Consider the following 22,300-nt stretch of genomic DNA (forward strand, 5'->3'; position numbering starts at 1 on the left):
CAAGTTAAATGATCAAAAAACATAGAGCCTTCCTGAAATGGGCCGGCGGAAAATTTAAATTGGTGGATGAGCTCGCGAACTACTTACCAACTGGTGAGCGTTTAGTTGAGCCCTTTGTCGGCGCAGGTTCAGTCTTTTTAAATACTGACTATCCCAGCTATTTACTCTGCGACATCAATCAAGATCTGATCAACCTCTACAACATAGTGAAAGAAAGGCCTGCCGAATACATTGCGGCGGCCAAGAAGCTATTCGTCGATGAGATGAATCAAAAGGATGCCTACTACCGCGTGCGTACAGACTTTAATAAATCCCGCGATCCTTTTTTGCGCTCGGTTTATTTTTTGTACTTGAATCGCCATGGTTTTAATGGCTTGTGCCGTTATAACCGCAAAGGTGGCTTTAATGTGCCCTTTGGCTCCTACAAAAAGCCGTATTTCCCTGAGAAGGAAATCCTCGCCTTTTCAAAGAAAGCGCAGCGCGCCGAGTTTAAGTGCATCGGCTATGAACAAGCCTTCGAGCAAATCCGTACTGGCGATGTGATCTATTGCGATCCGCCCTATGCGCCGCTATCGACCACCGCGAGTTTCACCACTTATGTTGGTGCGGGTTTCAGCTTGGATGATCAGGCGCTGCTGGCGCGTTATTCACGGCATATGGCCTTAGAGCAGCGCATTCCTGTTGTGATCAGTAACCATGATATTCCGCTGACACGTGAGTTGTATCGCGGTGCCCACCTTGCCAAGATCCAAGTGCAGCGCAACATTAGCCAAAATGGCAGTGGTCGCAATAAAGTCGACGAGCTGATTGCGTTGTACGACGAGAATTATGACCCACAGGATGATTGATACTAGGTTGTAGTATCGAGTGACTTAACCAACGACTTGGCTAACAAGCAGAATCAGGCTGGCGACTAAGGCTATCGCTAGCACTATCCCCATCAAGATGTACGGTAATGGCGAGTTGGTCTGGAAGTCTTTTTGACGATTTCTATCTGACTGCACCCCAAAGAAGGCGGCTATCGTACTGTGAAAGACTTGCCAGATCCGGCTTAGCATCAATAGGACTGTTGTGAATTAGCAGGCTTCAAGTCATCGATAGGTTTATCTTGATGACCATGAAGTAATTCAAGCAAGTCAACAAAATGGAACTGGCTAGAGCGATTTTTGCCAGTGAGCCAAGTCTTCCAGCTTAAGGTTTGTGCCTGTTCGGCACAGCGGTTATTTGGATGGCTGCTAGGTAAACTGTTGTTGTAGCGAGTATCGCTGCTGCAAGCGCAGGCTGACGTATCGTTACTTGCGGTGAGTTTTTCCACGCCAAAGGCTAAGGAGGCGACTACCACTGCGGTAAATGCCAACATCATCGATGACTTAAATGTCACCGAGCCTAAAATGTGTGAAAACTGTGTTAACCGCCCCTTCATGATACTTCCTTTGAAACCACTAAATGATCCACGTTAGCGACCCGAGTATAACAAACTCGCTTAGTTTATGAACAATAATTTATCAATCTTCACTAAAAACTTTCTAACGCTTCAGCATCTCCTTGCGTTTACCGTACGTTATGAGTACTCCAATTGTGTTTCTATTGGGTTTCAATCGCGATAAATGTGGCATTTGCTATAGAGGCATGGCCTAGCTAAGGGTAAAATAAGGCACTTTTTGTTCAATTGCAGCGAGTGTCCTATGCGCCCATTTTTAATTGCTCCATCGATTTTATCCGCCGATTTCGCCCGTTTAGGGGATGACGTTAAAGCCGTGTTAGATGCAGGGGCTGACGTAGTACATTTTGATGTGATGGATAACCACTATGTGCCCAACTTAACCATTGGCCCTATGGTGTGCAAAGCGTTACGCGACTATGGCATCACGGCCGATATCGATGTGCATTTAATGGTTAAGCCTGTTGACCGCATCGTGCCTGATTTTGCCAAGGCGGGTGCGTCTATTATTACTTTCCATCCCGAAGCATCTGAGCATATCGACCGCACTCTGCAGTTGATTAAAGAATCGGGTTGTAAAGCGGGTTTAGTGTTTAACCCAGCAACACCGCTGCACTATCTTGACCATGTGATGGATAAGTTAGATGTGATTCTGCTGATGTCGGTCAACCCAGGTTTTGGCGGCCAATCCTTTATTCCTTCGACGTTAGATAAATTACGCCAAGTGCGTGAGCGTATCGATGCTAGCGGTTTCGATATTCGTTTAGAAGTCGATGGTGGCGTTAAAGTGGATAATATTGCCGAAATCGCCGCCGCAGGCGCCGATATGTTTGTCGCCGGCTCTGCCATTTTCGGTAAGCCAGACTATAAAGCCGTCGTCGACGAGATGCGCGCTGAGTTAGCGAAAGTAGAGGCCAAATAATGCGGGAACAGATTAAAGCGATTGCCTTTGATCTCGACGGCACACTGATTGACAGTGTGCCCGATCTTGCGGTCGCGACCCAGGCGGCACTCGCCGAATTAGGTTTAGCAAGGTGTACCGAGGCGCAGGTGAGAACTTGGGTGGGTAATGGCGCTGAAATGCTGATGCGACGCGCCATGAGCCACGCTTTAGGCACAGATGTTGAGCAAACGGCATTGGATGCGGCTATGCCCATCTTTATGCATCACTATCAAGAAAACCTTGAGAAGCACAGTGCACTCTATGCCGATGTGCACCTAGTGCTGCAAATCCTGTTTGATGCAGGATTTAAGCTGGCGGTGGTGACCAATAAGCCTTATCGCTTTACCTTGCCTTTGCTTGAAGCCTTTAAGATTAATGACTTCTTTAGCCTAGTGCTTGGTGGCGATTCGCTGGCGAAGATGAAACCCGATCCATTACCGCTCGAGCATCTATTAGCCGAATGGCAACTCGATAAAAGTGAGTTGTTGATGGTGGGCGATTCTAAAAATGACATTTTAGCGGCGAAAGCGGCGGGTGTAGCATCAATCGGCTTGACCTATGGCTACAACTACGGTGAAGATATTGGGCTCACTGGCCCTGACGCTGTATGCGAGCAGTTTGTCGAGATCCTGCGCTGGCTAAATCTCGCTCAGCCAGTTTAATCGAATCTTTTTATCTTTTTTTGGAGCAATGACGTAATGACCAAACCCATAGTACTCAGCGGTGCACAGCCGTCCGGCGAATTAACCATAGGTAACTACATGGGTGCATTGCGTCAGTGGGTTGCCATGCAAGATAGCCACGACTGCCTATATTGCGTGGTGGACTTGCATGCCATTACTGTGCGCCAAGACCCTCAAGCATTGCGTGAAGCCTGTTTAGATACGCTTGCACTGTATTTAGCCTGCGGTGTCGATCCAAAGAAGAGCACAGTGTTTATCCAATCTCAAGTGCCACAGCACACCCAGTTGGGTTGGGCGTTAAATTGCTACACCCAAATGGGTGAATTGAGCCGTATGACGCAGTTTAAGGATAAGTCACAAAAGCATGCCAACAATATTAACGTCGGTTTGTTTGGTTATCCGGTGTTGATGGCGGCGGATATTCTGCTGTATCAAGCGAATGAAATCCCAGTCGGTCAAGACCAGAAGCAACATCTTGAATTAACACGTGATATCGCGACTCGCTTTAACAACGCTTACGGCGAGACGTTTACCATTCCTGAGCCTTTTATCCCTGAGCATGGCGCTAAGGTGATGTCGCTACAGGATCCGCTGAAGAAGATGTCTAAGTCGGACGATAACCGTAACAACGTAATTGGCCTGCTTGAAGATCCAAAAGCGGTTATGAAAAAGCTGAAAAAAGCCATGACCGACAGTGACGAGCCGCCAGTCGTGCGTTTCGATATGGAAAACAAGCCTGGCGTGTCTAACCTGCTGAGCTTAATGTCGGGTATCACAGGTCAAAGCATTGCCAGCCTCGAAGTCGAGTTTGAAGGCAAGATGTATGGTCACTTAAAAGGTGCCGCGGGTGAAGCGGTCGTGGGCATGTTAGAGCCGCTGCAAGAGCGTTACCGTGCCCTGCGTGCCGACCGTGCTTACCTCGACCAAGTGATGAGAGCGGGCGCCGAAAATGCCCAGGCTCGCGCCGAAGTGACGCTGAAAAAGGTGTACGAGAAGATTGGTTTGTTAGTGTAATTTGACCTAAAAAGCGCATTACATAACTCTCGATTAAGCCGACCCATTCTTAGGTCGGCTTTTTTATGTCTGTTATTCATTGGGCTGTTTAAGCGTTTAGGCCTGTGATTTTAGCCAGGAGGAAAAGGCGGCAATCGCGGGTTCAGCTAGACGGCGCTGCTTACAGATAAAACTAAACTCAAAGCCTGTATGGACATCGGGCAGGTTAACCGCAACCAGTCTGCCGGTGCTGATATCACCCGCCACCATAAAATCCGGGGCGAGGGCAAGGCCTTGGCCCGCAATTGCTGCCTCAATCGCCATTACGATATGGCTAAAAATATGTTGCTGCTCGTTATTCAGCGGGATCTGATGGGCCGATGACCATTTATGCCAATCGAGTCCTAGCGGACCCTCGTCCACAATCAGTAGTGCCTGTTGCTGGAAATTGCTTAAGTTAATATCACGCCACTTGGGGTAAAAACTCGGGCTACATACTGGGATGAGCCGCTCCTTATGCAGTAGCTGCTGCCAATAGCCCCGTTGATTGAGTTTGCCTGCGATAAAGATATCGGCCGTGCTGGTGCTGAGATCGGGGTCTTGAGTGATCATCTCGAGGCGAATTTTAACGCTGGGATACTGGCGCCTAAAATCCGCTAATCTCGGGATCAACCATTTCACCGCAAAAGAGCTGTACACCGCCAAACAGAGTTGTTGGTTCGGGGTGTCGCGGATCTTGAGATTAAGATCGCTTAACTCATTAAAAATCCTTTCTAACTCAATAAATAAGCTTTGGCCTTTAGGTGTGAGTTGCAATTTTCGTCCCTGACGGTCGAAAAGCTGCTCGCCAAAATATTCCTCTAATACACGCACTTGGTGTGAAACCGCGCTTTGGGTAATGCAAAGTTCGGCGGCAGCCTTGGAAAAATGCTGTTGTCTAGCGGCGGTCTCAAAGACTTGTAGTGCGCGTAATGGAGGAAGCTTTCTCATGATTTTCAATGCCTAAAAGATTTAGTATGAATTTAATTCATCTAGTATGAGAAAGCATCATTTCAGCTTAAGTTTTGTGGGGATTATCATGCCTGCATTGAGATTTGTGGATGGTAAAAAATGCAGCGCCCTGTAGTTATCGGTCTGATTTTATTGATAGTGGGTAATCTATTTAGTGCTTTTTACGATGTATCGATCAAATGGTTGCCAGAAGATGCAAATGCGGCCACTTTTCTACTCGTGAGACAAATCACCTCAGTATTGATGTTACTCCCCATTTGGTTGTACTCGCAGCGACCTAAGACGGAACATATTCCGGTCCACCTTTGGCGTGCCAACATAGGCTCGGTTGGCGCGCTTTTTTTAATTATTGGCCTAATGGCTTTGCCTTTAGCGACGGTTAGCTCCCTATTTTACTCGGCGCCGTTGATGATTATTTTGATGGGCTATTGGTTTTTAAAGGAGCGGATCACCACAGGGCAAGTGGTATGCACATTGCTTGGGTTTGTCGGGATCTTAATTATCCTCAGACCGAGTGAAATGAACTGGTTTGGATTGGCAGTGCTATTTTCGGCATTTACCTTTGCGGTCAATCAGTTGACCCTGAAAAAAGTCCCTAACACTGAGCATCCAGTATTAACCTTGATGCTGTATAACCTGCTGGGTATTCCTGCGACCTTAATCATCGCGGCCTTTCAAGGACTTGAGGGGCTGAGCTGGGGATTGCTAGCCGTAGCGCTACTCAGTAATGCCTTCTTACTGATTTATCACTGGTTCTGCGTGCTGGCCTATCGCCGCGCGCAGGCGAGCGATATTGCGATTGCCGAATATACCGGCCTGTTATTTACCGTCTTTTTGGGCTGGCTGTTATTCGATGAATGGTTAGATAGCCTAAGTTGGCTGGGCGCCGCATTGATTGTGTTGCCGTCACTGTTTTTACCTTGGATTGGCATGTGGATGGCCAAGTCACCCAAGGAGATGGATAACATCCAAGTAAAAGCGTTAGGACTGGAAGCGGTAGAAGGCGAGCCTAAACCCTAAGGGCTTAGGCTCAATCGGTTATTCGATGTATTCGAATACTTTAACGACTTTACGCACACCGGCGGTGTTGCGCGCGATATCGACGGCCATATCGGCCTGAGAGCGGTGAATGAGTCCGAGTAGGAAGACTTCACCGTTTTCAGTGATGACCTTAATGCGGGTGACATCCAGCTCTTTCTCGTTGAGCATGCGTCCCTTCACTTTCGTCGTCACCCAAGTGTCATTGCTACGGGTGGTGAAAGAGGTTGGGTTACCGATGCGGATCTGATTGTGGATCTTTCCCCCAAGCTTAAGATCTTGTACGACCTTAATCGCCTTATCCCTCAACATAGAGTTGGGGGCTTGGCCAATCATCAGCACATTACCGTTAACCGAAACACCCGTAATGTTCGTTTGTTTCTTCAGTTCTTCATGCTCTAGCAGGGCACTGGTGATCTTAAAATCGGTATTGGTATCGTCGAGCTGGGTCTTCACCGAACGCTCATCGTTGGCCATCATGGCGCCACTGACTGCGCCCACCATAACGGCACCGGCGCAACCTTGCAGCAGCATGCAAACCATTAACAGTGGGGCAGAATATCTCATTGCTGTTCGTCCTGCGGGAAGAGCGTGCGGTCGATATTGTCACACAGGCAGTGGATAACCAGTAAGTGCACTTCTTGAATACGTGCCGTCACGTTAGAAGGTACGCGGATTTCCACGTCGCCCACGCTCAGCAATCCCGCCATCGCGCCACCGTCTTTACCGGTTAAGGCAACGATAGTCATATCGCGGCTCAGGGCGGCTTCCATGGCTTTAATCACGTTGCCTGAGTTACCGCTGGTCGAAATCGCCAGCAGAATGTCACCAGGTTGACCTAAGGCTAAGATTTGTTTTGAGAAAATCTCATTGTAGCTGTAGTCGTTGGCAATCGCAGTGATGGTCGAGGTGTCGGTTGACAGCGCAATCGCGGGCAATGGTGGACGTTCAATTTCGTAGCGGTTTAATAGCTCGGCAGAGAAGTGCTGAGCATCACCGGCACTGCCACCATTACCGCAGGCAAGAATTTTATTGCCGCCCAAAAGACATTGCACCATCATCTCAGCCGCTTTGGCGATGGATTCTGGCAGTGCTTCGGCTGCATCGATTTTGGTCTGGATAGATTCAGTAAAGCTGTCTTTAATGCGTTCTAACATGGATACATCCTTTCAGGATAAAGTGTGGCTATGATGCCATATTTCCACGGTGGAGTTGAGGCATAAGCGTTAAAAATTATTCGATTAGCTGAGTCGAAGGTCTCGTTTAAAAGGCATCGACTAGCCAGTGGATTTGCGCATCCTCGATGGCGACAACGTCGAATCGGCACGGCACATCCAGTTTATGCGTCTGTAAATAGTGGCTGGCCGCCATGCGGATCCTGCCGATTTGTGCTTTGCTAAGTGCTTGTATTGCGCCGCCAAATTGATTTGCTGAGCGATATTTTACTTCAACAAATACCCAGTGGTGTTTATGGCGCATGACGAGGTCTATTTCACCAAAGGGATAGCGGACATTGCGCTCGACAAAGGTTAAACCCTGCTGTTCGAGGTAACCTTGAGCGAGCGACTCTGCCTGCTGTCCGAGTGTCATAGTTGACGGAAACTGCCTCTTTGATAGCGTCCCCAGCTTAATTGGCGGTTTATCACGCCGTCTGGATTGACGGATAACACGCCGCTACGTCCATTGAACTGGTAACCTGTGAATGAGCGCATTTGTGCCAGTTTGCTGATCAAATCCATGGCATCATAGCCCATCACAAACAAGCGTTTCTGGCTGTTGTTCCAGCCCGACCAAAGTGTGTTAACCATCAGGTTTTCTTCACCATTTTGCATCAGCCAAGGTGCATCGCTCATGGTCAGGTTATTTAAATCCTGCGCTGTTTGGCTCGATTCGTTATCGACTCGACTACGGCTTGAGGTGTAAAGCGGCACCGGCTGAGTAAAGACGCTGAAGTTCACATCAATAAAGGCCTTGAGCAAGGTTAAATCCTGCGGTGTCGAGATCATATAAATCGCATCGATATCTTGGCGCGAACGAAAATCGGCCTGTACCGAATTGCCGAGCAACTCCTTGATCCGCGCGATACGTTCTTGGCTATCACGGACACCGAGCGCATCCTGCACTGTGGTTTTCATCTTATCGCCACCATCGTAGTAATAGACTTCGATAGGTGTGTCGCTTTTCTTTTTCCAAGCTTGGATAAAGCTTTCTGCCATGCGTTTACCAATGGCGTCGTTGCTGGCGAGCAGCAATGGCATAGTCACGCCATCTTGATACATGCGCGTTGCGGCATCGGCAGCTTCTTGGGCTGGTGACAGCGCAAAGAAAAACTTATTGATATCGGGCACAAACTTATCGGTTTGATTTAAAAACAGCTGCGGGATAGCTGCGGTGGGAGCGATAGGCGCAGCGGGTGCTGTTCCTGTTGACGTGCTCGTTGAAGGGCTTGTGTTATTCAGCGAGAGTAATTGATCGATTTCATTTGGCAGCAAGGGGCCAATAATAAACTCGGCACCTGCGTTTACCGCTTGCTGATATGCGGCGACGGCATCATTGGCGGTATCGTAAAAATTAACCGCAACCTGCTCATTGGGTTTGGCTAAATAGCTGGCTAAAATCCCTTGGCGAATCGCGTTGGCCGCGCTGGCGCGTTGACCTGTGAGTGGCAACAAGACGGCGATATTCTTCGGCATAAATGGCTTGGCATTAAGCGCTCTATCTAGATCTGCGGGTAATTTCGCCGCCGCGGGATGATAAGGATTCTGCTTTTGCCAGTCGCCTAAGTAACGAACCAGTTGATTAGGGTCGACCGCATAATGTTTGGCGATATAGGCGAGCTGCAACCAACCTGCAAATACGGGGCTTTTGGCATCTTTAGTAAATGATAGCAAGGTTTGCTCGTGCATCGGTTGCAACACCTGCCAGATTTGGTTATTCACTTCACTCGCCTCGGCGGGCGGTAAATAGGTGGTCAATAAACTCAGCTCGCGCACTTGCTCGATAGGTTGCTTATTCAACTGGAATAAATGCGCTCTAAATTGATGATATGCGGCCATTTGCCAGCCGGGTAACACCCAAGTGCTTGGATAGCTCAGGGTTTTGAGCGCCTCGACATAGGTCGATGTATGCTCTAATACACGCGCCGTCAGGTATTTATGCTCGGCCACCAGAGTGGGAGTCTGAGTCAGACTTGGCTGCATCGACTTCAGCAGTTTCTGCGCCGCCGCATAGTCATTGGCATTGATATAGGCATGCGCCGCCAGCAGCAGGTTAGTGTCGCGCTGCTGCGGATCTTTGCTATTTGCGGCCTGTGCTAAATACACATTGGGCGCCAATGGTGCAGAGGCTAAAGAGGTGGCCACTGTGGGGGCAGTACCGGTTGAGCTGGGCGCTTGGCTGCCGCAACCCGCCAACACTGCGGATAAAATGGCCACGGAAACGAACTTAGTTGTATTCAGGCTTTTTAACACTGGGCTTCACTCTGGTAAGATGCTGCCTCTAGTTTAACCTTCTCTTGCGCTTGACGAAAGTCTTGGCACTGTCATTACCGAGGTATATATGGACCAAAGCGTCGCACTCTACATTGTTCCCACTCCCATTGGTAACTTGGGGGACATGAGCCCACGTGCTATCGAAGTGCTCACTCAGGTCGCATTGATTGCCTGTGAAGATACGCGCCACAGTGGCAAGTTATTGAGTCATTTTGGTATTTCCACTAAAACGATCGCACTGCACGACCATAACGAGCGCGCCCGCGCCCAATGGATTGTGGAACAGTTGGCCGCAGGACAATCGATAGCGCTGATTTCTGATGCGGGCACACCACTGATTTCAGACCCCGGCTATCACTTAGTTTCTCATGTGCGCCAGTCGGGTTTTAGCGTGATCCCATTGCCCGGCCCTTGCGCAGCGATTACCGCATTAAGTGCATCGGGTTTACCGTCGGATCGTTTCTCCTTCGAAGGTTTCTTACCTTCTAAAGAGAAGGCGCGTGCCGATAAGCTGCTCGAGCTCAAGGAAGACCCTCGCACGCTGATTTTTTATGAATCACCGCACCGCATCGAGCATAGTCTGACGACCATGGTCGAAGTGTTAGGCGGCGAGCGCCAAGTAGTGATGGCTCGGGAAGTGACTAAAACCTTCGAGACCTTCCTCTCAGGCCCTGTGGCTGAGGTGTTGGCTACGGTCAGCAGCGATCCTAACCAGCAAAAAGGCGAGATAGTGCTGATGGTACATGGTCATCGGGCCGCGGAGGATGATGACGCCATTCCGACAGTCGCCATCAACACCCTGAAATTACTCTGTGAAGAATTACCCCTCAAAAAGGCCGCCGCCATTGCTGCGCAAATTCACGGTCTTAAAAAGAATGCCCTGTATAAGTTCGGTTTAGAGTCGGATTTATAAGCGGATCTTTGAGATAGGCACACACTGACGGGATTAACAGTGGTACGCGCAGATTGCTTAGGCTATAATCCGCGCCGAGTTGGCCAGACAGTCGCTGCGCTCGCAAGAGCGGGGAGGAAAGTCCGGGCTTCACAGAGCGGGGTGCCAGGTAACGCCTGGGCGGTGCGAACCGACGACAAGTGCAACAGAGAGGAGACCGCCATCATAGCCTCGGCTAAGGTGGTAAGGGTGAAAGGGTGCGGTAAGAGCGCACCGTGCGGCTAGCAATAGTCCGTAGCAAGGTAAACTCCACCCGAAGCAAGACCAAATAGGGTTCCGTATGGCGTGGCTCGCGTTGGAACCGGGTAGGTCGCTTGAGCCTGCGAGCGATTGCAGGCCTAGATGAATGACTGTCCAAGACAGGACCCGGCTTATCGGCCAACTCATTAAATTCAGTAAAAAAGCCCGTTTATCTAATTAGGTAAACGGGCTTTTTATTTAGGGCGTGTTGACGTTTCGAGATTAGATTTTGTTCGTTCTGGCAAACACGTGCTCGCGAAACGAGGAATGATGTGTCGTTATTCTACCCAAATGATGAGCGGCTCTTATAACAGAAAGTAAGAGCAAGGGCTTGCCAGACGAACCCTTCGGGCAGCATTTGGCTTGCTTTTCTGCCGCGTTATCGTCCGTTTATGTAGAATAACTACACGGCACGGACTTTGCCTTGCATAAAAGCCAGCCAAATTGCTGCAAAAATCCCCCTGAAACGTCAACACGCCCTAGTTTTTGGCTCTGTTCTGTTTACAACAAGGTAGTAGCCAACAGATAACCTACGGTCGATGCAGTGCCCACGCCTATCAATCCTGGGATAATAAAGCTGTGGTTAATGATGAACTTACCAATTTTTGTGGTACCTGAGCGGTCGAAGCCTATACAGGCTAAATCGCTTGGATAAGTGGGTAGCACAAAGTAACCATAGCTAGCGGGTAAAAAGGCAATCAATAGCTTAGGATCGACGCCTAAAGCCAAGCCCATGGGCGCGATAGCCGTGAGCGCCGCCGCTTGGCTATTGACCAATTTTGAGATTAAAAACAGTACTAAGGCATAGGTCCAAGGTTGGTTTTGCACCACATGGGAGAGGTTTTCCTTCAGCACATCCATATGGCTGATAAAGTAAGTATCACTCATCCAAGCCACGCCAAATACCGAGAAAATCGCCACCATGCCGGCTTTAAACACTGGGCCATTGGAGATTTCTGTGGGTTTAACTTTGCAGCTCATTAAGATAAAAGCCCCGGCGACCAACATCATCATCTGGATCACTAAGTTCATCGACAGCGGTGCCATTTTGCCCTTTACCTCGAACACTGGGCGCAGTTCGCTAAAGGAGCCGAGTAACACCACGGCAGCGATAGCGGCAAAGAAAATCCCCGTTGCCCAATAGGCTTCCTTCGGAAAGGTTTGATCCAGCAACGTTTCGCTCTTGTCGTAGATAAACGCCCTTTGTTCGGGATCTTTAATTCGTGCCTGAAACTCTTCGTCCTTATCTAAATCTTTACCACGACGCAGGCTCCAAAGTGCCGCCACTAAAACGCCGCAAAGGGAAGCGGGTACAGACACCATTAAAATTTCTAGCATGCTATAGGCATGACCAACGCCGTGCTGCGCCGCCAAAATCGATACCATAGAAACCACGGCAACAGACACCGGAGAGGCGCAGATTGCCATTTGCGAAGCGACTGAGGCCACTGCCATCGGGCGCTCTGGACGAATGTTTTTCTTCAGGGCGATGTCGGAGATGATTGGGAACATGGTGTAAACCACGTGGCCGGTTCCGCATAAAAAGGTTAAGGTCCAAGTGGTTAGCGGCGCTAGAATGGTGATGTACTGTGGATGGCGGCGCAGTAAACGCTCGGCAAACTGCATCATCACATTTAAACCGCCCGCGGTTTGCAGTACTGAGGCGCAGCCGATCACCGCAAGAATGGTAAGCATCACTTGTACTGGCGGTTGCCCTGGGGCGAGCCCAAACACAAAAGTCAGTAAAAATAAGCCAATACCACTAATTAGTCCGAGCCCCATACCACCATAACGGGTACCAAGCAGCAAGCAGCCGAGGACGACGATAAATTCCATTAAAATCATTTGATTCACCCTTGCGGAACCTGCCGCACGATTTGTATTAGAGCTAGCTGTATTTGGCGCTATTGTGCGAGGGGAATGGATTTGAGAACTTGCGCTGGCGCAAGGTGTAAATAAAAAGTGGCATTAGATTTTTCATAAATTTGAGCTAGCGCTAGAAACGCGCGAGCAGAAGTTGCATTCTGGTTAACTCGTATACGCTAAAGACGCCTGTCGCCAAATAAAAACGCGTCTATCAGTACTTGCTCCGGTAAAAATAACCATAACAATTTCCAAGGATGTCCAAGTGAAACCTGCCACCTATAACACTGAAGCTTTCGATGAGTGGATCCGCAGTCGCTTTGTGGAACTCAACTCCCAGCTCGAACAGCTTTATTACCAGCAGACCGACCGTGCCAATGTGCAAGATATCGGCACCGAGCTTAAGCAAACACTAGAAAGCGAAGGGCTCGAACTGATTAAGGCGCTGCTCGATGAAGGCAATACCGATGAAGGGTTCGACAGTGCCTTCGATCTGCTGGGGAATGTCGGCCTGTATATGGCCGCCTGCCGTCGCCATGAGATTACCGAGCCGACGCGGGAAACCACTTCGCCACTGGTTGAGGCTTCGGCGCTCGCAATGCATATCGGCGCCTCTATCGGCGTGACGCCACGTTTTGCCACCGCGCATTTAACTACCCATAACCGTGCCCACAATGGTACCTACAAACGCTTTACCGATCTGCCTGATGAGAAGCTGTTTGTGGATTACAACACTAAGGGCATCTTGGCCTACAAGCGCGCCGCAGATGCGTTATTAAAAATTCAGCCCTTGGGGATCTCCCATCCTATTTGCCACGATTTGCTGCGGGTCGCCAAGCAGGCATTGCAGGATGTGATTGAGTCAAATCAGCAATTATTCAAACGGTTAGATACCGACCGCTTTTTCTATTGTGTGCGCCCCTATTACAAACCCTATCGGGTTGGCTCTGTGGTGTATCGCGGCGCCAATGCTGGCGACTTTGCAGGGATTAATGTCATCGATTTAACCCTAGGTTTATGTTTTGCCAACGAATCGTCCTATTCGCAAATGCTGGTGGATAAGTTTTTATACATGATGCCAGAGGATCAACAAATCCTCCGGGAATGCATGCGTCGCCCGAATTTGATGGATGACTTTTTACAGTCAAAGCACTGCGTGCAGCAGGATTGGTATCAGGAAAACCTCAAGCTGTTTATCGAAGTTTGTGAATTACATGGCGAAACCGCCATTCAACACCACAATGAGTTGGTGACTAAATACATTGCCGAGCCTTCGGTGAATATGGAGCAGCAACATTTAGCCAAGGTCACCGCCAGTGGTCCACCATTGCATGTACTGCTTGGCTCCCTCGAGCGTTTAAGGGACAGACGCGCCGCGGTATTGCGCAACGATATTCGCACCCGTTATTACGATCTGAAAAAACTCAAAGACAGTTTAAGGTAAGGCCATGCTGCTAAATGTAAAACAGGACTTTTGCCTCGCAGGCCCTGGTTATCTGCTTAACCATTCGGTGGGACGACCACTAAAATCGACCGAACAGGCCTTTAAGCAGGCGTTTTTTGCGCCATGGCAAGAGTCTGGCCGCGAGCCATGGGGCCAATGGTTGGGCGTCATCGATAACTTTACCGCGGCGCTGGCGAGTCTATTCAATGGTCAGCCGCAGGACTTTTGCCCGCAGGTAAACCTATCGAGCGCATTGACCAAGTTGGTGATGTCACTGGATAGATTAAATCGTGATGGCGCCGTGGTGCTGATGAGCGAGATTGATTTTCCCAGCATGGGGTTTGCCCTTAAAAAGGCATTGCCCGCAAGCTGTGAACTGCGCTTTATTCCCAAGGGCTTAGATGTCACTGACCCCAACGTGTGGGACGCGCATATTTGTGCCGATGTCGATTTAGTCTTTGTTAGCCATGCCTATTCCAATACGGGTCAGCAGGCACCATTGGCGCAGATCATTCCCCTTGCCCGTGAGCGCGGCTGCTTGAGCCTAGTGGATGTAGCGCAATCGGCTGGGATTTTGCCGCTGGATTTAGCCAAGCTACAGCCGGACTTTATGATTGGTTCGAGTGTGAAATGGTTATGCTCTGGCCCTGGAGCCGCGTATCTTTGGGTCAATCCGGCTATTTTGCCCCAGTGTCAGCCGCAGGATGTGGGTTGGTTTAGCCATGAAAATCCCTTCGAATTTGATATCCATGATTTCCGCTATCACCCAACTGCGCTGCGGTTTTGGGGCGGTACGCCTTCTATCGCGCCCTATGCGATTGCTTCACACAGCATTCAATATTTGGCCAATGTTGGCTCGCAGTCGATGCGTGAACATAACTTGCAGTTGATGGAGACGATCGTCCAAACATTAGATCGAGAGTTGGTATCCCCGCGTGAAGCCGATAAGCGCAGCGGTACGCTGATTTTGCAATTTGGCGAGCGCCAAGCCCCCATCATGGCGGCGTTGGCGAAGGCGAATATCAGTGTCGATGCCCGCAGTTTAGGTGTGCGTGTATCGCCGCATATCTATAACGATGAGGCCGATATCGCGAAGTTGCTGGAGGTGATAAACGTCCATCGTTAACGGATCTCACTGGGCTTGCTCAAAGCGGCTATGAATGGTGGGCGCTAAAGCGACCTAGTTATCCCAAATGCCGATATAACATTAACCCTTAGCCTCACTGGTTGGGGCTAAGGTAATTTATGGGTTTAAATGCTGTAGTTATAGTGGCAGAACATAGAACGCGGGGTGCGAAGCTCAGGATTGCTTGGGGTGATCGCCAAATCGACGGGTAGCATCACAGCATCGACTACCAGTGAGCTGCCCATATCCACCAGTGTCAGGGGGATAGTAAATAGCAGCAATGGCGGAGCGGATATTGCGTATATCACTACACACTCCTCGCCATTATCGACAGCAGTCTGCACACTCGAAAAAGAGTGACCCCAGGTTGAATCTGCTCCCATTCTTGACGTTACCGCGGCGCATCCGGTGAGAGACCCGCATACAACTAACCAAGCCAACCAACGCATAACCACTCCATTGTTTATGTTTAAAAAAACCGCATCGCTTAGATTTGATCGATTTGCTTGATCGACTAAGCGTACTACTTATGTGGCAGCATAACGGATTTTACTCGGCACTAATGTGCTCTGTTTCAATGGTTTGGCATTCTAATCAGATGAGTTTCGTTGTCAATTATTCGGCAATTGCCCTGTTATGACTCAATCCGTTTGCGATTGAGGCGTTCAACAATCTGGCTGGCATTCAGATCGTGGACGACGTTGATAACGGTGGAAGGTGCGTCGGTAATGGCGCCTATCACCACCAGAATGGGGATGGTTTCCATTGGTAACCCTAAGGTACTGACGATAAAAATCTCCCCGAGGAAGGCGCCGCCCGGCACGCCGCCGATGATGAAGGCGGACAGGACAGAGATGAGTATGGTCACCATAAACACATCGACCGTGAAATCTAAACCGAGCAGAGAGTAAATAAATACAATCTTCAAGGCGGTGATAATGGACGCGCCGCCCTTATTCAAATTCACCAGCAGCGGCAGGCTGATATCGGCGATTTCGGGTTTTATCCCCATCTTAAGCGCCGCCCTTAAGGTGACGGGCAGAGTCGCGAGGGAGGAAGTGGTGCCTAATGCGGTCACTGCGGGTTCGAGGGCGTGGCGCCAAAATTGTCTAATCCCGTGCATGCCACCGCCAAGCCAGGCATAAAAGGTGGAGCCGACAGTAAGGTAGATAAAACAGGCTACTAAAAATAATCCCACGGCGCGGGCAAAGGTCACCACAAGCTGCGGATCTTGACTCGCCATGGTGGAGGCAAAGTAAGCACCAAGGCCGACGGGGGCAGCCAGCATAATGATGCTGACTATCTTCATGATGACGGTATTAAAACTGTCGAGCAGTGCCGAAACTTTGCGGCCATCTTCCCCCGATTGACCTATGGCGACTCCGGCAATCACCGACATGATGATAAGCGCCAAGATATTGGATTTGGAGAGTAATCCAGAAAAGTCATTGGTGGTTAGCAGCGCCACAAAATCCATCTTCCCTGAGGTGTCGCTAACGGTTTGATTAAGATCGAGGGTAACGCCTTGGGCAGGATCAAACATCAATGCTAGCAAGGTGATGCCGACGGCGGGAATAATCGCCATCAGAATCGAGACGCCCATAATTGACGCTAAAATCGCCCCAAGCTTTTTTAAGTCCGTCATGCGGGCTATCGATGAGGTCACGCTGATCGCCACCAAGGGCACGATAATCATAAACAACAGATTCAGAAAGATTTGCCCTAATGGATTGAGTTTGAGTGCTAAGGCTGGCCAATAGATGCCGATCATGCCGCCGAGTGATAATGCGCTGAGCAGCACAATAGAGTCTTGATAGGGTTTGAGTTTTTGCCACATAGCTAAGCGCCTATTGTTATTTTTATCATTGTTTCGGTGAGTCAGTAGGAGCGCCCAAATGAGAGGAGTCAATCATGCAGCATGGACATGTTCAAGCTAGCGAGTCATGTAAATAAGTGCAAGAAGGGATTGGAAATAAACTGTTTTTTGGCTTTGGGCTAACGGGCAACAAGGGTGCTTGAGTCTTTTCTTCATCTGATTTCGGACGATGCGGCTCTGGTTAACGCGACAGCTTCTGTTTAGACGTATTAGCCACGGCGAATGAACGTCAGTAGAAAGGTGTATTTACCTAGTTAGGCTCGTTTGTAGCGTTGTGCCACGCTCGTTTATTGATTAGCTTAACCACTCTGGGTTGTATGCTAATACCCAAGGCCAAAATTACTATTTAATCAGGGATGAATGAAATGCTAAAAAAATGGATTGCGATACTGCTGCCCGTTGCCGTATTAGGTTTGAGTGGCTGCTCCTCGGTAAATGACACAGATACCGATTCGACGGTAGCAAGCAGCGCCGAGAAGAAAGTCACCAAAAAAGATTGCGACAAAATCACTACCACGGGTTCACGCTTTGGTCGTTGCAGATAATTACTGTTTATCAATGCAGTATAGGATTGTATTCATTATTCATTTTTAATGATTAGAGAGCATTATACACAGAACGATAGAAAGTGCTAAACAAGGTGCTTTCTATATTTTGTTCACTTTTTGTTTTCATTTTTGTAGCAAGCCAAAGCCTATAAATAACCATAGTGGATCCTAGAGTTCATAGGTTTTTTAGCGTGATTGGGATTGGTTAAGAGATATTGCTGATTGAATTTAGTGTATTAAATCTAATCGCGAAATTTTGAAATGTTCAATAGTTATTCGTTCGCTGCTTTGTCAGTTGATTTTTAATAAATATCATGTTGCCAAGTTTTAAATAAATAGCTTTTTGTAATATTTTTAATATGAGATAAATTTGCTTGTATTTTTATGAATTACGTTGTTTAAATAATCTATTAATATTCGTGTTAGTTGTTTTATATGTCGAAGGTTAAGCTGTTGCGTGTACATTTTGATAATTCAAGAGTACTTTTATTCGATAGTGCACTACAAGCCGCACAGGTCATATGGTCACGATAGTGCTGGTCAAAAAACTTAACTGTTCTCGACTCCAGCGAATCAAAAAGCGCGAGGGTTAATGGCTTTTTCCATTTATATCTTTCCATTAGGTTTGCTAAATGTCGATAACAGGTGTCACGGCGATTAGATAAATACTCTGGGGCTATGAGCTGACTTTCAAATTGTGTCAAAGATCCTGTTAGGTAAAAGGTAATTCCTTGAACTAGTTCTTGTATTTCTAATGGGGTTGCTACTAATTCACCATTTTCAACTGCTAAATTTAATGCGTCTGTAAACCAACCCCAGAAGGCATTAATGCGTTTTTTAAACCGCTCTACTTTTTCATCACTCGCGAGTTTCCAAACCATGGTATTCACTGACACCGAGCGCAGTGTAAAAAAGCTACTACTACGCTTAATGGTTTCAAAGGTAAATAAAATGGGTAACAGCACTTTTTCTTGTGCAGTTAACTCTGGATTCTTATGGATAAAAATGGGTAAGTGATTTGATGTGGCACTTCTTAAGAATAAGCAAACCAACACATCTTCTTTGCGTTCAAAAAACTTATATAAAGTTCCTGTAGAGCATCCAACCTCATGCGCAAGCTGAGAAAATTTAAAAGACACAACACCTTGTGACTCAATCAGCTTTTCAGCTGCATCCAATATTTGATTACAACGTAAAATAGATAGTGAGTCAGTGGGGCATTTCATTTATTTATTCCAATATACCTAAAAGCACATTATGGATTGCTTGCAAATACGAGGCATAGCCAATAAGCAGCTAATCGGGATTGAGCTCACATCATAGAAGCCTTAAATTTCAACCTTTGTGATTTACCTCAAACACACATTTAATCAACAGTAATTTGTCATAAATTAAATTGTGTTCATTTAATCCTTCATCGCCAATCTCACTCAAAGAAAAGATATTCACGAGATGACTCACGAATAAAATTGTCACTGAAAAAAAGTCGTGACTCACTTCTCCTTAGACGTCGTTCATAACCTCTATCTTGCTTGCAACAGACATAGAGGGTTAACAAAATGCATGATAGAAGAAGTTTTTTAAAGCTAGGTGCTGGCGCTGCGGTAGGCGGTATCGCAGCGGCATTGCCAAGTGCAGTATCAGCCACTGAATGCGCCTCAAATATTAAATGGGATGAAACTCGTGATGTTATTGTCGTGGGGTCAGGTTTTGCGGGTCTGTCATCCGCACTAAATGCTAAGCGTCAAGGTTTAGGCTCGATACTGGTATTAGAAAAAATGCAGGTGATCGGTGGCAACTCAGCGATCAACGGGGGCTGGTTAGCTATCCCTAAAAACCCAATCCAATTAGCTCAAGGCATCAACGATGATTCACCCGAAGAGCTAGTGAAAGATCAAATTATCTCCGGCCGCGGTATGCAAAATACCGACATGCTACGACAAATCGCTAATCGTGCCCTGGATGCTTATCAGCTGTGTATTGATACTGGGGTTAAATTCCGTGAGGGCTTTAATCAACAAGTGGGAGGCCACAATAAAGCGCGAGCTATCCGTACTCTGCATGGCGTCGGTGGCGATATCACCACAAAACTCTATGAAGCTGGTAAAAAAGAAGGCGTTGAGTACCGTCTGCAGCATTATGTTGAAGACTTCATCATGGATGGCCAAGAGATTGTTGGCTTGAAAGTACGCCAAAATTATCGTTTCCCAGATCTCAAAACCGGTAAAACAATCTACATCAAAGCCAATAAGGCCGTTATCCTTGCCCACGGTGGTTTCTCACGTAACTTAGTACTACGTGAACTGGTCGACCCTGCGTTAGATAAAACCTTAGATTGTACCAATGCCCTAGGTGCAACGGGCGAAGTCACACTAACGGCTATGGCCCACGGTGCTTTCCCGGTTCATATGAGCTTTATTCAAACAGGTCACTGGGGCTCGCCCGATGAAGGCGGCTTTGGCTGGTCAAATGCTCTGCTCTCGATTGGTTTCCATAAAGGGATTTCAGTCAATGTGTTAGACGGTAAGCGTTTTATGAACGAACGCGCCGATAGAAAAACCTGCTCCGACGCCATTATGAAAAACCGTCATCCTGATGGCTCACCCGCCTATCCTGTGGTGTTTTTTAACCATGACGATCATATTGGTGCAGAAGAAGTCACCCGTGCGGTACGTGACCAAATCGCTTGGAAAGTCGATAGCCTTGAGCAGTTAGCCAAGCAATTCCATATCCCACTTGCACCGCTCAAACAAACTGTAGCCGAGTACAACAAGCAAGTGCCACAGCGCATTGACCCCTTGTTTGGCCGAATGATGGATACGGCTGACGAGCTAAAACCGCCGTTTATTGTGTCGCGGATTTGGCCCAAGGTGCACTACTGCATGGGCGGTTTAAAAACCGATTTAGGCGCGAGAGTGCTGCATAGTCAAACCCTAGCTCCGATGAAAAATCTCTATGCCGTTGGCGAAGCAACTGGCGGCACTCACGGTGGAACCCGTTTAAGTTCAACAGCTTGTCTGGAGTGCTTAACGATGGGAATTATTGTTGCTGAAACCATCAAATCTGACATGCAGGCCTAAATCATGATGAAAACATTAATACTCACACTGGTTGTTGCAACCCTGTTCACTGGCGCAGCCAATGCCGGAGACCTTGTCAAGATGAAAGGCAGCACCCAAGGTCGCAGCAACCACGAGTTTATCTATCAAGATGGCTGTAAAGGATGCCACCAAGGCTCGGGTAAACAAAATGCGACCGATGCGGCCTGCGTTGAATGTCATGGCGAAATCACCAGTATTCCGGTTGATGAGTCCAAACTTGCCATCCCTGAAGCTCATCCACACAAATCGCTGCACTACAACCAAGGTGCCAGCTGCTTAGCCTGTCACGGCGAGCATGAGAAAAAGGCACCAGTGTGCGCAGAGTGTCACCGTACTTGGTTCAAAGAAATGTAATTTAATTTTTATAATACAAAAGCTTAAAAAGGTAATGATGATGAAAAAATCCACCCGGTTTATGTTGTCCATGGTGGCAACCGCTATCGCACTATCTCAAACTAACGCCTTTGCCGCAGAGCAAGAAGATGGCATCAATATTGGCGGCGCAGTGCGCGTTAACTATGGCTATCGTGATTATGATGAAAAATCGAAGGATAAAGGTGGCGACTTTAACTTCGACATGGCGGCAATTAAATTCGATGGAAAAAAAGGCGATTTCGGTTTAGCGGCGGAATACCGTTTTACCTCAGGCACTAACTACATCAAGTATGGTTATGGCTACTACAACATTGACCCAGACTGGCAACTGCAATTTGGTATCAACAAAGTGCCCTTTGGTAACCGCGAGTTTATCTCTAACAGTTGGTGGTTTGGTCTGCCTTACTATTTAGGCTTTGAAGATGACCACGACATCGGCTTAAAAGCGACCTATGAGAAAAACGGCTGGCACACCGATTTAGCGTTTTATAAAAATGCCGAATACGGCCCCACCGAAAACAAGCGTTATTCAACTGACTTGTATACCGGCACCATCAATGGCACGGAATACAATAACGAAGAAACCAACCAACTCAACGTGCGCCAAACCTACACCGCAGAATACGAAGGTGGCGCAACCACCTTTGGTGGCTCAGTACAGGTCGGCCAAATCTATAACAGCAAAACCGGCAATAATGGCGACCGCTATGCTGTAGCCCTGCATCTAGACAGCAGCTACAACGGCTGGAACCTACAAATGCAAGCCATGCAGTATGAATACAATGCTGCAGATGCTATCGACGACAACAAAATTGGCGTATCGGTGGTGAGCTGGCAATACGAAATCGCCTCAAAAGGCCAAGCCTATAACATCAACATAGCCAAAACCGTTAACACGGATTGGGGCAGCATTAAGTTTTATAACGACTTTGGTTTAATGACGCCTGATGTTGATGACGATAACTACGACAACAGCATGCAAAACGTCACCGGTATGGCTATTTCAGCTGGCCCAACGTACACCATGATTGACTTTGTCATGGGTAAAAACATGACCTTCTCAACCGCCAATAACGACCACGTTGGCCTACCAGAAGTCGGTAACGATTGGGATAAACGTATCAACATCAACTTTGGTTACTATTTCTAATATTTGCGCAGTTTAGGACGTCCAT

General features: G+C 48.0%; 23 protein-coding genes and 1 other RNA gene. 13 read left to right on the forward strand and 11 right to left on the reverse strand.

Features of this window, described 5'->3' with window-relative positions; all coding sequences use genetic code 11:
- The first annotated feature begins 8 nt into the window (after positions 1 to 8).
- Entirely contained in the window at positions 9 to 848 is an 840-nt protein-coding gene (locus EYR25_RS11710) for a Dam family site-specific DNA-(adenine-N6)-methyltransferase (protein ID WP_133180249.1), read from the forward strand.
- 24 nt (positions 849 to 872) lie between these two features.
- Here the strand turns inward: EYR25_RS11710 and EYR25_RS11715 are convergent, their stop codons facing one another.
- A complete protein-coding gene (locus EYR25_RS11715) occupies positions 873 to 1,058 on the reverse strand; it encodes a DUF2970 domain-containing protein (protein WP_011624416.1) in 186 nt (61 codons plus the stop codon).
- On the reverse strand, positions 1,058 to 1,423 hold the full coding sequence (locus EYR25_RS11720; RefSeq protein WP_011624415.1) for a hypothetical protein: 366 nt from the start codon (positions 1,421 to 1,423) through the stop codon (positions 1,058 to 1,060). Before EYR25_RS11720 ends, EYR25_RS11715 begins: the two co-directional genes overlap by 1 nt.
- Before the next feature lie 262 nt (positions 1,424 to 1,685).
- On the opposite strand from EYR25_RS11720, the gene rpe reads away from it, so the two are divergent.
- The 3 genes from rpe to trpS are packed head-to-tail and all read left to right on the forward strand — an operon-like array spanning position 1,686 to position 4,081.
- On the forward strand, positions 1,686 to 2,363 hold the full coding sequence (rpe, locus tag EYR25_RS11725; protein WP_023266401.1) for a ribulose-phosphate 3-epimerase: 678 nt from the start codon (positions 1,686 to 1,688) through the stop codon (positions 2,361 to 2,363).
- Positions 2,363 to 3,046, forward strand: coding sequence for a phosphoglycolate phosphatase (locus tag EYR25_RS11730; protein ID WP_133180251.1), 684 nt, complete (start codon positions 2,363 to 2,365; stop codon positions 3,044 to 3,046). The genes rpe and EYR25_RS11730 overlap by 1 nt, the downstream gene beginning before the upstream one ends.
- Before the next feature lie 36 nt (positions 3,047 to 3,082).
- The gene (gene trpS / locus EYR25_RS11735) at positions 3,083 to 4,081 is read left to right on the forward strand and encodes a tryptophan--tRNA ligase (RefSeq protein WP_133180253.1); all 999 of its coding nucleotides are present in this window, start codon (positions 3,083 to 3,085) and stop codon (positions 4,079 to 4,081) included.
- A 96-nt stretch (positions 4,082 to 4,177) separates the two neighbouring features.
- Here trpS and EYR25_RS11740 read toward each other — a convergent pair whose 3' ends face one another.
- Complete coding sequence (locus EYR25_RS11740; protein WP_089066716.1) at positions 4,178 to 5,050, reverse strand: LysR substrate-binding domain-containing protein; 873 nt, start codon at positions 5,048 to 5,050, stop codon at positions 4,178 to 4,180.
- A gap of 120 nt (positions 5,051 to 5,170) precedes the next feature.
- Between EYR25_RS11740 and EYR25_RS11745 the strand changes: the two genes are divergently transcribed.
- Positions 5,171 to 6,091: a DMT family transporter gene (locus tag EYR25_RS11745; protein WP_133180255.1), complete on the forward strand. Its 921-nt coding sequence runs from the start codon at positions 5,171 to 5,173 to the stop codon at positions 6,089 to 6,091.
- 18 nt (positions 6,092 to 6,109) lie between these two features.
- Here the strand turns inward: EYR25_RS11745 and dolP are convergent, their stop codons facing one another.
- The 4 genes from dolP to EYR25_RS11765 all read right to left on the reverse strand — a co-directional run bounded on the left by dolP (position 6,110) and on the right by EYR25_RS11765 (position 9,579).
- The gene (gene dolP, locus EYR25_RS11750; RefSeq protein WP_133180257.1) at positions 6,110 to 6,676 is read right to left on the reverse strand and encodes a division/outer membrane stress-associated lipid-binding lipoprotein; all 567 of its coding nucleotides are present in this window, start codon (positions 6,674 to 6,676) and stop codon (positions 6,110 to 6,112) included.
- Positions 6,673 to 7,266 (reverse strand): phosphoheptose isomerase, encoded by a 594-nt coding sequence (locus EYR25_RS11755; protein ID WP_023266396.1) that lies wholly within the window; start codon positions 7,264 to 7,266, stop codon positions 6,673 to 6,675. The genes dolP and EYR25_RS11755 overlap by 4 nt, the downstream gene beginning before the upstream one ends.
- 106 nt (positions 7,267 to 7,372) lie before the next feature.
- Entirely contained in the window at positions 7,373 to 7,699 is a 327-nt protein-coding gene (locus EYR25_RS11760; protein ID WP_023266395.1) for a YraN family protein, read from the reverse strand.
- Entirely contained in the window at positions 7,696 to 9,579 is a 1,884-nt protein-coding gene (locus EYR25_RS11765; RefSeq protein WP_133180259.1) for a penicillin-binding protein activator, read from the reverse strand. Before EYR25_RS11765 ends, EYR25_RS11760 begins: the two co-directional genes overlap by 4 nt.
- 88 nt (positions 9,580 to 9,667) lie before the next feature.
- Between EYR25_RS11765 and rsmI the strand changes: the two genes are divergently transcribed.
- Together rsmI and rnpB are read left to right on the forward strand one after the other, a co-directional pair.
- The gene (gene rsmI / locus EYR25_RS11770; RefSeq protein WP_023266393.1) at positions 9,668 to 10,513 is read left to right on the forward strand and encodes a 16S rRNA (cytidine(1402)-2'-O)-methyltransferase; all 846 of its coding nucleotides are present in this window, start codon (positions 9,668 to 9,670) and stop codon (positions 10,511 to 10,513) included.
- Between the two features lie 75 nt (positions 10,514 to 10,588).
- Positions 10,589 to 10,942, forward strand: an RNA gene (gene rnpB / locus EYR25_RS11775) — RNase P RNA component class A.
- Positions 10,943 to 11,293: 351 nt separating this feature from the next.
- On the opposite strand, the gene EYR25_RS11785 is transcribed toward rnpB, so the two are convergent.
- Positions 11,294 to 12,637, reverse strand: coding sequence for an anaerobic C4-dicarboxylate transporter (locus EYR25_RS11785; RefSeq protein WP_133180262.1), 1,344 nt, complete (start codon positions 12,635 to 12,637; stop codon positions 11,294 to 11,296).
- Between the two features lie 283 nt (positions 12,638 to 12,920).
- Here EYR25_RS11785 and EYR25_RS11790 point away from each other — a divergent pair, with 283 nt between their 5' ends.
- The gene (locus EYR25_RS11790) at positions 12,921 to 14,099 is read left to right on the forward strand and encodes a PrnB family protein (protein WP_133180264.1); all 1,179 of its coding nucleotides are present in this window, start codon (positions 12,921 to 12,923) and stop codon (positions 14,097 to 14,099) included.
- Between the two features lie 4 nt (positions 14,100 to 14,103).
- Positions 14,104 to 15,225, forward strand: coding sequence for an aminotransferase class V-fold PLP-dependent enzyme (locus EYR25_RS11795; protein WP_133180266.1), 1,122 nt, complete (start codon positions 14,104 to 14,106; stop codon positions 15,223 to 15,225).
- A gap of 125 nt (positions 15,226 to 15,350) precedes the next feature.
- On the opposite strand, the gene EYR25_RS21365 is transcribed toward EYR25_RS11795, so the two are convergent.
- Entirely contained in the window at positions 15,351 to 15,674 is a 324-nt protein-coding gene (locus tag EYR25_RS21365; protein ID WP_133180268.1) for a YceK/YidQ family lipoprotein, read from the reverse strand.
- 185 nt (positions 15,675 to 15,859) lie between these two features.
- The gene (locus EYR25_RS11805; RefSeq protein WP_133180270.1) at positions 15,860 to 17,062 is read right to left on the reverse strand and encodes a dicarboxylate/amino acid:cation symporter; all 1,203 of its coding nucleotides are present in this window, start codon (positions 17,060 to 17,062) and stop codon (positions 15,860 to 15,862) included.
- 404 nt (positions 17,063 to 17,466) lie between these two features.
- Between EYR25_RS11805 and EYR25_RS21210 the strand changes: the two genes are divergently transcribed.
- On the forward strand, positions 17,467 to 17,646 hold the full coding sequence (locus EYR25_RS21210; protein ID WP_165953492.1) for a hypothetical protein: 180 nt from the start codon (positions 17,467 to 17,469) through the stop codon (positions 17,644 to 17,646).
- A 434-nt stretch (positions 17,647 to 18,080) separates the two neighbouring features.
- Here the strand turns inward: EYR25_RS21210 and EYR25_RS11815 are convergent, their stop codons facing one another.
- Positions 18,081 to 18,875: a TetR/AcrR family transcriptional regulator gene (locus EYR25_RS11815; RefSeq protein WP_133180272.1), complete on the reverse strand. Its 795-nt coding sequence runs from the start codon at positions 18,873 to 18,875 to the stop codon at positions 18,081 to 18,083.
- A 333-nt stretch (positions 18,876 to 19,208) separates the two neighbouring features.
- Here EYR25_RS11815 and EYR25_RS11820 point away from each other — a divergent pair, with 333 nt between their 5' ends.
- The 3 genes from EYR25_RS11820 to EYR25_RS11830 are packed head-to-tail and all read left to right on the forward strand — an operon-like array spanning position 19,209 to position 22,275.
- On the forward strand, positions 19,209 to 20,729 hold the full coding sequence (locus EYR25_RS11820) for a flavocytochrome c (protein ID WP_133180274.1): 1,521 nt from the start codon (positions 19,209 to 19,211) through the stop codon (positions 20,727 to 20,729).
- 3 nt (positions 20,730 to 20,732) lie between these two features.
- Positions 20,733 to 21,104 (forward strand): cytochrome c3 family protein, encoded by a 372-nt coding sequence (locus tag EYR25_RS11825; RefSeq protein ID WP_133180276.1) that lies wholly within the window; start codon positions 20,733 to 20,735, stop codon positions 21,102 to 21,104.
- Positions 21,105 to 21,141: 37 nt separating this feature from the next.
- Positions 21,142 to 22,275, forward strand: coding sequence for a hypothetical protein (locus EYR25_RS11830; RefSeq protein WP_133180278.1), 1,134 nt, complete (start codon positions 21,142 to 21,144; stop codon positions 22,273 to 22,275).
- Positions 22,276 to 22,300 lie beyond the last annotated feature (25 nt).

The organism is Shewanella decolorationis (genome assembly GCF_004354305.1).
In the GTDB taxonomy this organism is placed as follows: domain Bacteria; phylum Pseudomonadota; class Gammaproteobacteria; order Enterobacterales; family Shewanellaceae; genus Shewanella; species Shewanella decolorationis.

Bases quoted from the DNA above. Each gene is read 5' to 3' on its own strand.
- EYR25_RS11805 (WP_133180270.1), bottom strand. From the start codon at position 17,062: ATGTGGCAAAAACTCAAACCCTATCAAGACTCTATTGTGCTGCTCAGC.
- EYR25_RS11710 (WP_133180249.1), top strand. From the start codon at position 9: ATGATCAAAAAACATAGAGCCTTCCTGAAATGGGCCGGCGGAAAATTT.
- EYR25_RS11795 (WP_133180266.1), top strand. From the start codon at position 14,104: ATGCTGCTAAATGTAAAACAGGACTTTTGCCTCGCAGGCCCTGGTTAT.
- EYR25_RS11745 (WP_133180255.1), top strand. From the start codon at position 5,171: ATGCAGCGCCCTGTAGTTATCGGTCTGATTTTATTGATAGTGGGTAAT.
- EYR25_RS11730 (WP_133180251.1), top strand. From the start codon at position 2,363: ATGCGGGAACAGATTAAAGCGATTGCCTTTGATCTCGACGGCACACTG.
- EYR25_RS11825 (WP_133180276.1), top strand. From the start codon at position 20,733: ATGATGAAAACATTAATACTCACACTGGTTGTTGCAACCCTGTTCACT.
- EYR25_RS11720 (WP_011624415.1), bottom strand. From the start codon at position 1,423: ATGAAGGGGCGGTTAACACAGTTTTCACACATTTTAGGCTCGGTGACA.
- EYR25_RS21210 (WP_165953492.1), top strand. From the start codon at position 17,467: ATGCTAAAAAAATGGATTGCGATACTGCTGCCCGTTGCCGTATTAGGT.
- dolP (WP_133180257.1), bottom strand. From the start codon at position 6,676: ATGAGATATTCTGCCCCACTGTTAATGGTTTGCATGCTGCTGCAAGGT.
- EYR25_RS11760 (WP_023266395.1), bottom strand. From the start codon at position 7,699: ATGACACTCGGACAGCAGGCAGAGTCGCTCGCTCAAGGTTACCTCGAA.
- EYR25_RS11785 (WP_133180262.1), bottom strand. From the start codon at position 12,637: ATGATTTTAATGGAATTTATCGTCGTCCTCGGCTGCTTGCTGCTTGGT.
- trpS (WP_133180253.1), top strand. From the start codon at position 3,083: ATGACCAAACCCATAGTACTCAGCGGTGCACAGCCGTCCGGCGAATTA.
- rpe (WP_023266401.1), top strand. From the start codon at position 1,686: ATGCGCCCATTTTTAATTGCTCCATCGATTTTATCCGCCGATTTCGCC.
- EYR25_RS11815 (WP_133180272.1), bottom strand. From the start codon at position 18,875: ATGAAATGCCCCACTGACTCACTATCTATTTTACGTTGTAATCAAATA.
- EYR25_RS11715 (WP_011624416.1), bottom strand. From the start codon at position 1,058: ATGCTAAGCCGGATCTGGCAAGTCTTTCACAGTACGATAGCCGCCTTC.
- EYR25_RS11740 (WP_089066716.1), bottom strand. From the start codon at position 5,050: ATGAGAAAGCTTCCTCCATTACGCGCACTACAAGTCTTTGAGACCGCC.
- EYR25_RS11830 (WP_133180278.1), top strand. From the start codon at position 21,142: ATGATGAAAAAATCCACCCGGTTTATGTTGTCCATGGTGGCAACCGCT.
- EYR25_RS11755 (WP_023266396.1), bottom strand. From the start codon at position 7,266: ATGTTAGAACGCATTAAAGACAGCTTTACTGAATCTATCCAGACCAAA.
- EYR25_RS21365 (WP_133180268.1), bottom strand. From the start codon at position 15,674: ATGCGTTGGTTGGCTTGGTTAGTTGTATGCGGGTCTCTCACCGGATGC.
- EYR25_RS11820 (WP_133180274.1), top strand. From the start codon at position 19,209: ATGCATGATAGAAGAAGTTTTTTAAAGCTAGGTGCTGGCGCTGCGGTA.
- rsmI (WP_023266393.1), top strand. From the start codon at position 9,668: ATGGACCAAAGCGTCGCACTCTACATTGTTCCCACTCCCATTGGTAAC.